The following is a 12,563-nucleotide window of genomic DNA, read 5'->3' as shown; positions in this document are numbered from 1 at the left end:
TGCTAATCCCGCCGCGCGGCGCGGGCACCCGTCCACCCGCGCACCACCCCCAGGAACTGGGGGTCCAGGAAGGAGCAGACCAGTGCAGCCGCGGGGAAGCCCGGCGCCGAGACGGGATCCCCGCTCCCGTCGGCCGCGACCAGGCCGACCACCCGAGTCCCGGCCCGCACCGCCGCGGTGGCCCCGGGCGCGGAATCCTCGAAGGCCACCGCCTGCCCCGGTGCGCAGCCCATCCGCCGCACCGCCTCCGCGTACATGTCCGGGGCCGGCTTGCCGGCGGGCACGTCATCGGTGGAGACCCATGTGCTCAGCAGCGGGGCGTAGCCGCCGGAGCGCATCTTCAGATCCAGCACGTCCCGGCGGGAGTTGGAGGCCACCGCCACCGGCATGACGGCGGCCAGGGCGCGCACCAGCTCCAGGGCCCCGGGCAGCAGATCCACCCCGCGGGACAGGCGCTCCATGTCCAGGTCCGTCAGCGCGGTGAGGATCTCCGCCTCCAACGACGCCGGGGCCGTCCCCTCCGGATCGCGGGCGTCCCCCGCGCATGCTCCCGGTGCGGAAGCGGAACCGGGGGCCGACGCCCGACCCGGGAGGCGCTCGGCCGCCACCGCCTCGGCCACCCGGTGGGCGATCTGCTCCGCGGTCATCCCGGTCAGCCCCTCCGCCAGACCCTGGGGGTCGGCCAGGCCGTACTCCCGCGCCACGGTGGCCACGGAATCCACCCACTGCCGCTCGGTGTCCATCAGCACCCCGTCGCAGTCGAAGACGGCGCAGCGGGGCACCCACCCGGGATCCAGGGGCGAGGGCTGGGAGGAGGCGGCGGGATTCGGAAGGAAGGACATGCTCTCCATCCTTCCAGGCACCATCCCCCGGGCCCTGCACCGTGGCGGTGCTCATGGCGGGGTCTGGGGATAACAGCACATCCGAGTGCGCTAATGGCGTCCGGGGCGGTTAGGATGGGGCGGGTCCGGCGCGCGGCGCCGAACCGGCAGAATCACACCGGCTCTCGACAGGAGACCCCCATGCCCTCTCTGACCCGCGGCGCGTTCCTCAAGACCGCCGCCGCCTCCGCCGCGGCCCTCGCGCTGGCCGCCTGCTCCACCGGCTCCAACGGCGGCTCGGATTCCAGCTCCTCCGCCTCGGCCTCCTCCTCCGCCGAGCAGGATGCCTTCCCGGTGACCATCGAGCACGCCTACGGCAAGACCACCGTCGACGCCGAGCCGAAGCGCGTCGTCGGCATCGGCTGGATCAACGCGGAGGTGGCCCTGTCCCTCGGCGTCGTGCCCGTGGGCTCCGGGCAGGTCGGCTGGGGGGAGAACTCCAACCACTCCACGGACTGGTTCGATGACCGCATCAAGGAGCTCGGCGCGCAGCAGCCCACGCGGTTCACCGAGACCGACGGCATCAACTACGAGGAGATCGCCAAGCTCGAGCCGGACCTGATCCTCGCCGTCGTCGGCACCGTGGACCAGGAGGCCTACGACAAGCTCTCCAAGATCGCCACGACGGTGACCCACGCCAAGGACTCCGACGGGTGGACCACCCCCTGGCAGGACTACACCAAGGTCATCGGCACCGCCCTGGGCCGCCCCGAGCACGCCGGGACCGTCATCTCCGAGACCGAGGAGAAGATCCAGGACAAGGCCGCCCAGCACGAGGAGCTCAAGGGCGCCACCTTCATCTCCTCGGCCCTGGCCGTGACCGACGGGCAGCCCTCCATCAGCGTCTACACCAAGGGCGACGGCCGGGTGACCTTCATGAAGTCCCTCGGGATGGAGGAGGCCGACGCCGTGAAGAACGCGAAGGCCGACACCTTCTACATCCAGTGGTCCAACGAGAAGGCCGCCGATCTGAAGTCGGACATGATCTACTCCTGGATCGACAAGGACTCCGACGTCCAGACCATCGAGGACAACGCGACCCTGAAGCAGATCCCCGCGATCGCCAAGGGCGCCTCCGTGCTGGACTCCGACAAGAAGGAGACCCTCGCCCTGGGCATCTCCCCGCTGGGCATGGACTGGCTGGTGGAGCACACGGACTTCATCGACAAGGTGGCCCAGGCCGCCAAGACCGGTCGGGAGTAGTCCGCCCTGTCCGCCGCCCAGACGACGCCGACCCGACCGGCCCCGCCCACCGCGGGAGCGGCCGGGGCCGGCGCGTCCGCGCGCTCTCGACGCCGCGGCCCCGCGCTGCTGATCGTGCTCGCCCTGCTCGCCGCGGCGGTGCTCGCCTCCATCCTGATCGGGGCGAACCCGCTGAGCCCCGCGCGCGTCTGGCACGCCCTGGCCGAGCTGGACGATCCGGTGAGCCCGGACGGGGTGATCGTCGCGGATCGGGTGCGCCGCACCGTCGTCGGCGTCGTCATCGGCGTCAGCCTGGCCGCGGCGGGAGCGGCGATGCAGGGGGTCACCCGCAATCCGCTGGGCGATCCCGGGATCCTCGGGATCAACGCCGGGGCGGCGGCCACCGTGGTCCTGGGCATCACCCTGCTCGGGATCAGCGGCACCATGGCCATCGCCGTGTGGGCCCTGATCGGGGCGGGCCTGGCCGCGGTGGTGGTCTACGCGATCGCCAGCATCGGACGCGAGGGGGCGACGCCGATCAAGCTCGCCCTGGTCGGGGCGGCGTTCTCCGCCGGGGCGGCGTCGCTGACCTCGGCCATGAACCTGCAGCACCAGGAGACCCTGGACTCCTTCCGCCGGTGGCAGCTGGGCGCCCTGACCCGCGCCTCCTACGCCGATGTGCTGATCCTGCTGCCCCTGATCCTGCTGGGCCTGCTCCTGACCGTGGGGATGGCCCGCTCCGTCAACAGCTTCGCCCTGGGCGATGACATGGCCCGCGCCCTGGGCACCCGGGTGGGGCCGGCCCGGGCCCTGGTCTTCGCCGGGGTCACCCTCCTGTGCGGGGCGGGCGTGGCCCTGGCCGGGCCCATCGCCTTCGTCGGGCTCATGGTCCCGCACGCGGTGCGCTCGCTGACCGGCCCGGACTACCGGTGGATCCTGCCGCTGAGCGCCCTGGCCGGTCCCGTGGTGCTGCTGCTGGCCGACGCCGTCGGGCGGGTGGTGCTGCCGCCGACCGAGGTGGAGGTGGGGGTCAGCATGGCCGTCGTCGGCGTGCCCGTGTTCCTGGCGATGATCCGCTCGCGGAAGGCGATGAGCCTGTGACCGCCGCCGCGACCCGCACCTCCCCTTCATCTGCGCACCGGGCCCTGACCGGTGCGGACCTCTCCCGGCTGCGCGCCCGCTCCCGACGCCGCCCGCGAGCGGTGCTCGCCGTCCTGGGCCTGACCCTGCTGGGCGCGATGGCCGTGCGGGTGCTGCTGGGTACCTACACCGTGACCATCCCGGACTTCCTCACGATCCTCGGCGGGGGCACCGTGGACGCCGCGCCCGCCGCCTCCTTCATCGTCATGGAGGACAAGCTGCCGCACGCGGTGCTCGGGGCCCTGGCCGGGCTGGCCTTCGGCACCGCGGGGGCGGTGTTCCAGCTGCTGCTGCGCAACCCCCTGGCCAGCCCGGACGTCATCGGCATCAGCGCCTCCGCGAGCCTGGGGGCGATCGCCTCGGCCGCGTTCTTCGGCGCGGCGGGGCTCGGCCTGGCCGCGGGCGGGCTGATCGGGGCCGGGCTCGCCGCCGTCGCGGTGTTCCTGCTCAGCGTCTCCGGACGGGCCGCGAGCGGCCCCGGGGCCGGGGAGGCCGTGGGCGGGCGGTTCATCCTCACCGGGCTGGGGATCTCGGTGCTGGCCATCGCCGTGACCAACTACCTGCTGTCCCGGATGAGCGTGTACCAGGCCGCCGACGCCGCGATCTGGCTCACCGGCTCTCTCGGGGCCTCCTCCTGGCAGCGGATCGGGCTGACGGGCGCGGCGCTGATCGCGCTCCTGCCGCTGCTGGCGCTCCTCTCCCGCCCCCTGCACGCGATGGCCGTGGGGGAGGAGCTGGCCGCGGGCCTGGGGGTCCCGGTCACCGCCGTGCGGTGGCTGGGCATCGGGCTGGCCACCGCGTTGGCGGCCGTGGCGGTGTCGATGACCGGGCCGATCGCCTTCGTCGCCTTCGTCTCCGGGCCCGTCGCCCGGCGCCTGGTCGGCGGCGGGCACACCCTCGTCGGATCCGCGCTGGTGGGCGCGATCCTGGTGGTGCTGGCGGACTTCACCGCGGCGAACCTGATCCCCGGGGGCCGCTTGCCGGTGGGCGTGATCACCGGACTCATCGGCGCACCGGTCCTGCTGTGGCTGGTCGCGGGGGAGCACAAGGAGAGGACATGAGCATGAGCACTGAGAGCACGACCCCCGGCGCCCCGCCGCGCTCGAGTCCGCCGGAGCTGGTGGCCGAGGGGCTGGAGCTGGGGTACGGGGACCGTCGGGTGGTCCGGGAGCTGAGCCTGCGGGTGCCGACCGGGCGGGTCACCGCGATCATCGGGCCCAACGGCTGCGGCAAATCGACGCTGCTGCGCGGGTTCTCCCGGCTGCTGCGCCCGAGCGCCGGGACCGTGACCCTGGGCGGGCGACCCCTCGGCTCCTTCGGGGCCAGGGAGTTCGCCCGCACCGTGGGCCTGCTGCCGCAGCAGCCGGTGGCCCCGGACGGGATCACGGTCGCGGACCTGGTCTCCCGCGGGCGCTACCCCCACCAGGGGCTGTTCTCCCGGGCCTCCGCGCAGGACGACGCCGCGGTCGCCTGGGCGCTGGCGGCCACCCGGACCGGGGAGCTGGCCGAGCGGCCCGTGGCGGAGCTGTCCGGCGGGCAGCGCCAGCGGGTGTGGATCGCGATGGCCCTGGCCCAGCAGACCGATGTGCTGCTGCTGGACGAGCCCACGACCTACCTGGACCTGGCCCACCAGGTGGAGGTCCTGGACCTGGTGGTGGAGCTGAACCGCGAGCACGGGACCACCGTGGTCATGGTGCTGCATGAGCTGAACCTGGCCGCCCGGGCCGCGGACCACCTGGTGGCCATGAAGGACGGGCGCATCGAGGTGGCCGGCGCCCCGGAGGAGGTGCTCACGGAGGAGCATCTGGCGCGGGTCTTCGGCCTGGACGCCCGGGTGCTGCGCGCCGAGGAGGGCGGGGCCCCCGTGGTGGTGCCGCGGCGTCGGTGCCCGTGCCCGGCCCCGACCGCCGACGAGGCCGCGCCCGGTCACGAGAGGCCGGGCAGCGGAGCATCGGGGACCGCCGCACCGTGAGCCCGCGGCCGACGCCGTCCGCCCGTCCGCACCCCTGATCCAGAAGGAGGCACCATGCCGCGCCGACCCATGACCGTGTTCCGCACCCGGGTGACCGGGGTGCGGCCCCTGAGCCGGGACTTCCTGCGGGTGAGCCTGGCCGCCCCGGAGCTGACCGAGCTGGCCCTGCCCGCCGGAGATGGGTCGGGCCCGGTGCTGGACGCCTACCTCAAGCTGCTGCTGCCCCACCCGGAGCACGAGGGCCCGGTGCTGCCGGACCTGGAGGCAGAGGACTGGCATCGGGCCTGGTTCGCCGCCTCGGCGCGGGAGCGCGGCGGGTGGATGCGCACCTACACGCTGCGCGCGGCTCGCCCGTGGACCTCCCCGGAGGGGAGTCCCGGAGTGGAGATCGACGTCGACTTCGTGCTGCACGGACACGGGGACCAGCAGGGGCCGGGGGCCGCCTGGGCGGCCTCGGCCCGCGTGGGCGATGAGCTGAGCCTGCTGGGGCCCACGCGCGAGGACGTCCTGTGGGGGACCTGGGATCCGGGTCGGGCCGAGCGGTATCTGCTGGGCGGGGACGAGACCGCGGTGCCGGCGGCCTGCTCGGTGCTGGAGGCCCTGCCCGCCGGAACCCAGGCCGCCGTGCTGCTGGAGGTGCCCGCGGGCAACGCGCAGGATCTGGCTGCCGGCCTGCCGGAGGCGGCCGCCCGCCCCGAGGTGCGGGTGCGGCTGTTGGAGCGGGAGCCGGAGCGGATGCGCGGCCGAGCGCTGCTGAGCGCTCTGCGCGAGGAGCTTGGGCTGGTGCCGCGGGCCGCGGAGGAGGACGCCGCGGGGATCGCCGCGCAGCGGGCCGAACCCGGGGAGCTGGTGTGGGGTCGAGCGGAGGAGTCCGAGGATCCGGCGGGGGTGTCGGTGTGGCTGGCCGCGGAGGCCGCCGTCGTCCGGGCCGCCCGCCGGGTCTGCGTCAACGAGGCCGGGATCGACCGGCGCCGGATCTCCTTCATGGGCTATTGGAAGGCCGGGCAGGCCGAGTCCTAAGCTGGAGGGGCCGTGCCCTGCCGGCGGCTCCCGTCGACGCTGCGCCTGCGGCGCGCGCCGGTCCGGGGGAGGCGGCGGGGCGCGAGTTCGAGCATGCAGGCAGGAGATCCATGAGCACCGAGTACAGCGAACACGAGCCGACCGCCGATGCCCCGGGGGCCCGGGAGCCGGAGGAGCACCAGATCCGCTACGTGGCGCTGGGGGACTCCTTCACCGAGGGCGTGGGCGATGAGGACGCGTCCCGACCCAACGGGGTGCGCGGATGGGCGGATCGGGTGGCCGAGCAGCTGACCCTGCGCTTCCCGCAGACCCTCTACGCCAACCTCGCGATCCGCGGCCGCACCCTGGAGCCCATCCTGGCCGAGCAGGTGGACGCCGCCCTGGCGCTGCGCCCCACGCTGGTCAGCCTCTACGGCGGGGGCAACGACATCCTGCGCCCGAGCATCGACGTGGACGCGCTGATGGCCGACTACGACGAGGCCTTCGGACGCCTGCGGGCCTCCGGGGCCCAGGTGCTGACCCTGACCGGCTTCGACGTCAAGCACTTCTACGGCGTCTTCAAGGCCACCCGCGGGCGCACCGCGATCTACAACGAGCTGCTGCGGGAGATCGCGGAGAAGCACGACCTGATCCTGGTGGACTTCTGGCGCTTCTCCGAGGAGTTCTCCGACGCCCGGTACTGGGCCAAGGACCGCCTGCACATGAACACCCTGGGGCACATCAAGATGGCCGGGAAGGTCCTGGAGGCCCTGCAGGTGGGGGCCGGGGAGCTGGGGCTGGAGCCGCTGCCGCAGATGCGGGAGGTCTCCCGGGTCCAGGCCACCCGCGCCAACCTGGAGTGGGTGCGCACCTTTGCCCTGCCGTGGGTGGGGCGGCGCCTGCGCGGCACCTCCTCCGGAGACTCCCTGAGCCCGCGCTACCCGGACCTGCAGTCCCTGCAGGTCACCGAGGGCGGCGACGCCGTCCGGGGCCGGGAGGAGGGGGAGGCCGGCGCCCCGCCCGCGTGATTCCGCGGTGATTAAGGCCATGGGCGCGGCGCAGAGGTTGCCATCGCGGGCCGGGATCCCTAGTATTTAACGCTGTCGTAGTGGTGCGTCTACCCTTCGGCACCGAACCAAGCTTCACCGTGATCCCGCGGCAGGGGCAGGTCCCGGACCTCTCACACCGGGCCTGACTCCCACACTCAGGCCCGGCGACTCATCCGGTGCTCTCACGGTAGGTGACGGGGCGCTGTTCGAGCCGCCCGCCCGGCTGGCGCGAGAGCGCACCGTCATTTCGTCAACATTGGAGGAGTAACTATGGCAGCCGTCTGCCAGGTGACCGGAGCTGTTCCCGGCTTTGGACACAGCATTTCCCACTCGCACCGCCGCAACAAGCGCCGGTTCGACCCCAACATCCAGAAGAAGCGCTACTGGGTGCCGTCCCTGCGCCGCAACGTGACCCTGAACGTGTCCGCCAAGGGCATCAAGGTCATCGACGCGCGCGGGATCGACGCCGTCGTCGCTGACATCATCGCCCGCGGGGAGAAGATCTGATCATGGCTTCCAACACCAAGGACGTTCGTCCGATCATCAAGCTCAAGTCCACGGCCGGCACCGGGTACACCTACGTGACCCGCAAGAACCGCCGCAACAACCCGGATCGCCTGGTCATGAAGAAGTACGATCCCGTGGTCCGCAAGCACGTCGACTTCCGAGAGGAGCGCTGAGACACACATGGCCAAGAAGTCCAAGATCGCCCGCAACGAGCAGCGCAAGGCCATCGTCGAGCGCTACGCCGCCAAGCGCGAGGAGCTGAAGAAGACCCTCGTCGACGAGAACGCCTCCCCCGAGGCCCGCGAGGAGGCCCGCCTGGGCCTGCAGAAGCTGCCCCGCAACGCCTCCCCGGTGCGCGTGCGCAACCGCGACCAGATCGACGGCCGCCCCCGCGGGACCTTCCAGAAGTTCGGGATCTCCCGCGTGCGCTTCCGCCAGATGGCCCACCGCGGCGAGCTGCCGGGCATCACCAAGTCCAGCTGGTAATTTGGGGCCGCGGGTCGGCTATGCTGACCTGAGCCGCTTACATCCGATGTCTCAGGAGGGACACAACATGGCGAAGAACCGCAGCGAACTCGTGGCCGAGGTGGCCGAGAAGTCCGGGATGTCACAGTCCGCCGTCAACGGCGTGCTGGATGCCCTCTTCCAGGTCTTCGAGTCCTCCGTCGCGCAGGGCGAGAAGGTCACCATCCCGGGCTGGCTCTCCGTCGAGCGCACCGATCGGGCCGCTCGCACCGGGCGCAACCCGCAGACCGGTGAGTCCATCGAGATCCCGGCCGGCCACGGTGTGAAGCTCTCCGCCGGCTCCAAGCTGAAGGCCGCCGTCGCCAAGAAGTAGCTCTTTCCGCTGAGGCATCAGCATCCGAGGGCCCCGCGCCCGCGATCCGCCGTGATCGCGGGGGCGGGGCCCTCGTCGCACCCCGACGCCGGGCGGGGATCCGGCGGGATCGGCCGGGGCGCGGCACCGGAGGTGAGCGGGGGTCGGACGGTAGGATGGAGGCCGCTTCCGCGTTCCGCTCATCAATCGCCGCCCGACCCGAGGAGGTGCCCGTGGTCCCGACCCCCAACCCGTGGGGCCTGCCCGAGCGCATCCATCGCCTGCTGCGCGGGTGGGGCGTGGCCTCGGTGGCGGTGTTCGTCGGCGCGGGTTCGCACGCGGTCCTGACCGGACACCTCCCGCACCCCCTGATCCTGGGTCTGTGCTGGTCCCTGTCCGGGATGCTGTGCGTGCTCCTGGCGGGGTTGCGCCTGCCCCGACTCTCCACGGGCCTCGGGGTGCTGGGCTCCCAGGCCGGGCTGCACACCCTCCTGACGCTCGCCGGGCACGGCGGGGTCGGGACGGGTGCCGTTGCGGCCCACGCCGGCCACCACGGTGCGGCTCCGCTGGGCTCCGTGCAGCCGGCGGCCTCGGCGGATGCGGTGCATCAGCTGAGCCCCCTCATGGTCGCGGTGCACGCGCTGGCCGCCGTCCTGACGATCCTCGCGATCCGCCGGGGCGACGCCGCGCTGGCCGGTCTGCTGCGCGCCGTGCGCCTGGGTCTGCGGCGCCTGCTGACCCTGCCGGGCCCGGTGCCGACCCCCTCGCGCCGCCCCCGGCCCCTCATCCTGTCCTGCCGAGCCGTCCTGGTCTCCCGGATCCGCCCGGGCACGGTGGACACCCGCGGTCCCCCGCTGGCGCTGCCCGCCTGAGCCGAGCGCTCGGGCCCATCACCGGATCCCGCCGCACCGCGGCGTCGAGCGCCGAGTCCTTGCGGACCGGCCGCCGCGTCGTCGCCGGGGTCCGTCGCCGCAGCACCGCAAGCACCCCCGCATCAGCATCGCTCACCCGGCTTCACCGGGTCTCGAGCGCTGCGCGGGGAACCGACCGAAAGGGTCCACCACCATGGGAATCTCCCGCACCCCGGGCGCCGGCGCGCGCCCCGACCACCGCACCCGCCTCCGTCCTGCCGCCCATCGCCTGCCCGCGCTCCTCGGCGCCCTGCTGGCCCTGTGCCTGGCCCTGTTCGCCGGGGCACCCGCGGCCCAGGCCCACGATGAGCTGCTGCAGGCCGATCCGGCCGACGGCGCGACGCTCGAGCAGGCCCCGGACCGGATCACGCTGACCTATTCCGGGGACATCACCGCGCTGGGCAACGAGGTCCGCGTGACCGACTCCCAGGGGAAGACCGTCTCCACCGGGGACGTCACCGTGGACGGCACCCACGTGATCCAGCGGATCAGCCCGGACGCCGGGGACGAGACCTACACCGTCTCCTGGCGGGTGGTCTCCTCCGACGGCCACCCCATCGAGGGCACCTACTCCTTCACCGTCGGTCAGGGCGGGGCCGGACAGCCCGCCGCGTCCTCCTCCGCCGCCGCCCACGACCACGGCGACCACGACGCCGCCGAGCACCACGAGCACGCCACGAGCCCCGCGGCCACCGAGAGCCCTGAGCAGGCGACCAGCTCCGCGCCGGCCTCCGCCGAGGGACAGAGCCTGCCCCTGTGGGCGGTCGCGCTGATCGGCGCCGTGGGCGCCGTCGTGCTGGTGGGCGTGATCATTCTGGTGGTCGCCTCGCTGCGCGCCCGCCGCACCCGGGGCGCAGACACCGGACGCGAGACCGTCCGGGGGTCCGAGCACGACGACGACGCCGCGAACGGGTGGTGATCGGCATGACGACGACGCCCACCGCCGCCACCGGAATCACCGGCACCGCGGCCACCGGCTCCGGCATGGGCAACGGCTCCGGGAGGAGCCCGCGCCGCGCGGCGGCCCGGACCGCGTCGCGGGTGGGCCACCCGCGACGCCGCCCGCTGCGCACCGGCGCGGTCCTCACCCTGACCGGTCTGCTCGGTCTGGGGTTGAGCGCCTGCGGCGGGGGAGGGGAGACCGCCTCGAGCGCGGATCCCACGGCCTCCGCCTCGGCGTCGGCGGCCGGGGCGCTCACGGCCGAGGACGTGTGGGTCAAGGCCGGGGATTCCGGGATGACCTCGGCCTTCGGGCACGTGGTCAACCACACGGATCACACCGTGCGGATCGTCGGGGCCGAGTCCCCTGCGGCCGGGTCCGTGCAGCTGCACGAGACCGCGCAGGAGGCCGGCGGGTCCAGCACCATGCGGGAGAAGGAGGACGGCTTCACCATCGAGCCCGGCCAGTCCCTCGAGCTCTCCCCGGGTGGGAACCACGTGATGCTCATGGACCTGCGCTGCGCCCTGCTGGCCGGAGATGAGACGCAGCTGGTGCTGCGCACCGAGGGCGACGGCCAGCTGCGCGTCAGCGCCCCGATCCGGGACTACGCCGGCGCGCAGGAGCACTACGACCCGACCGCCGAGGCCTCGGCCGACGCGAATCACGGTGAGCACGAGGGCCACGGAGAGCACGACGGACATGCCGGGCACGGCATGAACTCCGGGGAGCCTTCCGACGGCGCCGCCTCCGCGCTGCCGCGCTGCTCGGGGTAGCTGCGATGTCCGCCACCAGGAGAGCAGACGGTGCGACCGGCGGACCCCAGCAGCCCCCGCGTCCGGGGATCCGCCTGACCCGCCGCACCGCCCTGATCGGCGGCGCCACGGCCACGGCCGGGGCCGCCGGGGCGGTGGGGGTCGAGCTGCTGCGTCGCAGTGCGCAGGAGCCGTCCCCCGCCGCCTCGGCGGACCCGCGCGATGCCGCCGCCCCCGTGCCTGGCACCCCGCTGGCCACCGCGCGCATCGGCTTCCACGGCAGGCGCCAGGCCGGTGTGGACACCCCGCCGCAGGCCCACGCCGCGTTCCTGGGGATCCGCCTGCACCGGCAGGTGGACCGGGAGGGGGTGCGGCGGCTGCTGCGGGTGCTCACCGCCGACGCCGCCCAGCTCACCCAGGGGCAGGCCCCGGTCACCGACCAGGAGCGGGAGCTGGCCGAGATCCCGGCGAACCTCACCGTGACGGTGGGCTTCGGCGAGCGGATCTTCGACCTCGTGGCACCGCACGCCAAGCCCTCGTGGCTGCGGCCCCTGCCCGCCTTCCCGCAGATCGACCGGCTGCAGGAGGAGTGGGGTGCCGCGGATCTGCTGCTGCAGATCGGCTGCGAGGACCGGGTCACCCTGGCCCACGCGCAGCGGGTGCTGCTCAAGGACGTGCGCGGCTTCGGCACCCTGGCCTGGACCCAGCAGGGCTTCCGCAACGCCGCCGGGTCCGTGCGGGCCTCCCAGACCACCCGCAACCTCTTCGGGCAGGTGGACGGGACCGTGAACCCCAGCACCGAGGACGGCTCCGTGGAGGACGTGGTGTGGGGCCGGGCCGAGGGGCTCACCCCGTGGACCCCGGACGGCACCTCCGTGGTGATTCGCCGGATCCACATGAACCTGGACACCTGGGACGAGGTGGACACCCCGGGTCGGGAGGACGCCGTCGGGCGCACCCTGGCCGACGGCGCGCCCCTGACCGGGGGCACCGAGCACACCCCCGCGGACCTCTCCGCGACCGGGCCCCACGGCTTCCCCGTCATCGCCCGGGACGCCCACCTGCGCCGGGCCACCGCGACCACCCCGCTGGAGCGGATCCTGCGCCGCCCGTACAACTACGACCTGCCGGTCGCGGAGGGCTCCGGCTTCTCCGGGGCGGGGCACACCGACGGCGGGGTGAGCCGCACCGGGCTGATCTTCGCCGCCTACCAGGCGGACCCGGTCCGGCAGTTCGTGCCCATCCAGCGGCGCCTGGCCGAGCTGGACCGGCTGAACACCTGGACCGTGCCCATCGGCTCCGCGGTCTTCGCGATCCCTCCCGGGTGCGAGGACAATGGATTCGTCGGCGAGACCCTGTTCTCCTGATCCGCTCCCGGACACCGCCGCACCCCCCGCCCCCTGACCGTCGAAC

15 protein-coding genes are annotated in these 12,563 nt (G+C 73.7%); 14 read left to right on the top strand and 1 reads right to left on the bottom strand.

Annotated elements, in window-relative coordinates:
- Nucleotides 1-2: 2 nt before the first annotated feature.
- Nucleotides 3-842, bottom strand: a complete 840-nt coding sequence (locus AC0VXQ_RS09145; RefSeq protein WP_061225315.1) for an HAD family hydrolase — start codon at nt 840-842, stop codon at nt 3-5.
- Nucleotides 843-1,022: 180 nt separating this feature from the next.
- Between AC0VXQ_RS09145 and AC0VXQ_RS09140 the strand changes: the two genes are divergently transcribed.
- The 14 genes from AC0VXQ_RS09140 to AC0VXQ_RS09075 all read left to right on the top strand — a co-directional run bounded on the left by AC0VXQ_RS09140 (nt 1,023) and on the right by AC0VXQ_RS09075 (nt 12,517).
- Nucleotides 1,023-2,084 carry an ABC transporter substrate-binding protein gene (locus tag AC0VXQ_RS09140; RefSeq protein ID WP_058730826.1) on the top strand — a complete coding sequence of 354 codons (1,062 nt, stop codon included), beginning with the start codon at nt 1,023-1,025 and terminating at the stop codon, nt 2,082-2,084.
- A 114-nt stretch (nt 2,085-2,198) separates the two neighbouring features.
- Complete coding sequence (locus tag AC0VXQ_RS09135; protein ID WP_242650391.1) at nt 2,199-3,164, top strand: FecCD family ABC transporter permease; 966 nt, start codon at nt 2,199-2,201, stop codon at nt 3,162-3,164.
- Nucleotides 3,161-4,264 carry a FecCD family ABC transporter permease gene (locus tag AC0VXQ_RS09130; protein ID WP_224799637.1) on the top strand — a complete coding sequence of 368 codons (1,104 nt, stop codon included), beginning with the start codon at nt 3,161-3,163 and terminating at the stop codon, nt 4,262-4,264. The genes AC0VXQ_RS09135 and AC0VXQ_RS09130 overlap by 4 nt, the downstream gene beginning before the upstream one ends.
- Nucleotides 4,261-5,175: an ABC transporter ATP-binding protein gene (locus tag AC0VXQ_RS09125; RefSeq protein WP_165590102.1), complete on the top strand. Its 915-nt coding sequence runs from the start codon at nt 4,261-4,263 to the stop codon at nt 5,173-5,175. Before AC0VXQ_RS09130 ends, AC0VXQ_RS09125 begins: the two co-directional genes overlap by 4 nt.
- 54 nt (nt 5,176-5,229) lie before the next feature.
- Nucleotides 5,230-6,195: a siderophore-interacting protein gene (locus tag AC0VXQ_RS09120; RefSeq protein ID WP_328798664.1), complete on the top strand. Its 966-nt coding sequence runs from the start codon at nt 5,230-5,232 to the stop codon at nt 6,193-6,195.
- Between the two features lie 110 nt (nt 6,196-6,305).
- The gene (locus AC0VXQ_RS09115) at nt 6,306-7,202 is read left to right on the top strand and encodes an SGNH/GDSL hydrolase family protein (protein WP_260006910.1); all 897 of its coding nucleotides are present in this window, start codon (nt 6,306-6,308) and stop codon (nt 7,200-7,202) included.
- Between the two features lie 291 nt (nt 7,203-7,493).
- The gene (gene rpmB / locus AC0VXQ_RS09110; protein ID WP_058730829.1) at nt 7,494-7,730 is read left to right on the top strand and encodes a 50S ribosomal protein L28; all 237 of its coding nucleotides are present in this window, start codon (nt 7,494-7,496) and stop codon (nt 7,728-7,730) included.
- A 2-nt stretch (nt 7,731-7,732) separates the two neighbouring features.
- A complete protein-coding gene (gene rpmG, locus AC0VXQ_RS09105; protein WP_030015328.1) occupies nt 7,733-7,903 on the top strand; it encodes a 50S ribosomal protein L33 in 171 nt (56 codons plus the stop codon).
- A 7-nt stretch (nt 7,904-7,910) separates the two neighbouring features.
- A complete protein-coding gene (gene rpsN, locus AC0VXQ_RS09100) occupies nt 7,911-8,216 on the top strand; it encodes a 30S ribosomal protein S14 (protein ID WP_058730830.1) in 306 nt (101 codons plus the stop codon).
- Nucleotides 8,217-8,283: 67 nt separating this feature from the next.
- The gene (locus AC0VXQ_RS09095; protein ID WP_058730831.1) at nt 8,284-8,568 is read left to right on the top strand and encodes an HU family DNA-binding protein; all 285 of its coding nucleotides are present in this window, start codon (nt 8,284-8,286) and stop codon (nt 8,566-8,568) included.
- A gap of 212 nt (nt 8,569-8,780) precedes the next feature.
- Nucleotides 8,781-9,419, top strand: a complete 639-nt coding sequence (locus AC0VXQ_RS09090; protein WP_061225318.1) for a hypothetical protein — start codon at nt 8,781-8,783, stop codon at nt 9,417-9,419.
- Between the two features lie 193 nt (nt 9,420-9,612).
- On the top strand, nt 9,613-10,377 hold the full coding sequence (locus tag AC0VXQ_RS09085) for a copper resistance CopC family protein (protein WP_196826064.1): 765 nt from the start codon (nt 9,613-9,615) through the stop codon (nt 10,375-10,377).
- 5 nt (nt 10,378-10,382) lie between these two features.
- Nucleotides 10,383-11,171 carry a copper chaperone PCu(A)C gene (locus tag AC0VXQ_RS09080; RefSeq protein ID WP_131797979.1) on the top strand — a complete coding sequence of 263 codons (789 nt, stop codon included), beginning with the start codon at nt 10,383-10,385 and terminating at the stop codon, nt 11,169-11,171.
- Nucleotides 11,172-11,176: 5 nt separating this feature from the next.
- Nucleotides 11,177-12,517, top strand: a complete 1,341-nt coding sequence (locus AC0VXQ_RS09075) for a Dyp-type peroxidase (protein ID WP_196826062.1) — start codon at nt 11,177-11,179, stop codon at nt 12,515-12,517.
- Nucleotides 12,518-12,563: the final 46 nt, after the last annotated feature.

The organism is Rothia sp. QJM3NY_36, assembly GCF_056173115.1.
The sequence above is the reverse complement of the archived record's forward strand: the minus strand, read 5'-3'. Positions and strand labels throughout refer to the sequence as shown.

Coding starts and splice junctions, on each gene's coding strand:
- AC0VXQ_RS09095 (WP_058730831.1), top strand. CDS start 8,284: ATGGCGAAGAACCGCAGCGAACTCGTGGCCGAGGTGGCCGAGAAGTCC.
- rpsN (WP_058730830.1), top strand. CDS start 7,911: ATGGCCAAGAAGTCCAAGATCGCCCGCAACGAGCAGCGCAAGGCCATC.
- AC0VXQ_RS09145 (WP_061225315.1), bottom strand. CDS start 842: ATGTCCTTCCTTCCGAATCCCGCCGCCTCCTCCCAGCCCTCGCCCCTG.
- AC0VXQ_RS09120 (WP_328798664.1), top strand. CDS start 5,230: ATGCCGCGCCGACCCATGACCGTGTTCCGCACCCGGGTGACCGGGGTG.
- AC0VXQ_RS09125 (WP_165590102.1), top strand. CDS start 4,261: ATGAGCATGAGCACTGAGAGCACGACCCCCGGCGCCCCGCCGCGCTCG.
- rpmB (WP_058730829.1), top strand. CDS start 7,494: ATGGCAGCCGTCTGCCAGGTGACCGGAGCTGTTCCCGGCTTTGGACAC.
- AC0VXQ_RS09115 (WP_260006910.1), top strand. CDS start 6,306: ATGAGCACCGAGTACAGCGAACACGAGCCGACCGCCGATGCCCCGGGG.
- rpmG (WP_030015328.1), top strand. CDS start 7,733: ATGGCTTCCAACACCAAGGACGTTCGTCCGATCATCAAGCTCAAGTCC.
- AC0VXQ_RS09080 (WP_131797979.1), top strand. CDS start 10,383: ATGACGACGACGCCCACCGCCGCCACCGGAATCACCGGCACCGCGGCC.
- AC0VXQ_RS09075 (WP_196826062.1), top strand. CDS start 11,177: ATGTCCGCCACCAGGAGAGCAGACGGTGCGACCGGCGGACCCCAGCAG.
- AC0VXQ_RS09085 (WP_196826064.1), top strand. CDS start 9,613: ATGGGAATCTCCCGCACCCCGGGCGCCGGCGCGCGCCCCGACCACCGC.
- AC0VXQ_RS09140 (WP_058730826.1), top strand. CDS start 1,023: ATGCCCTCTCTGACCCGCGGCGCGTTCCTCAAGACCGCCGCCGCCTCC.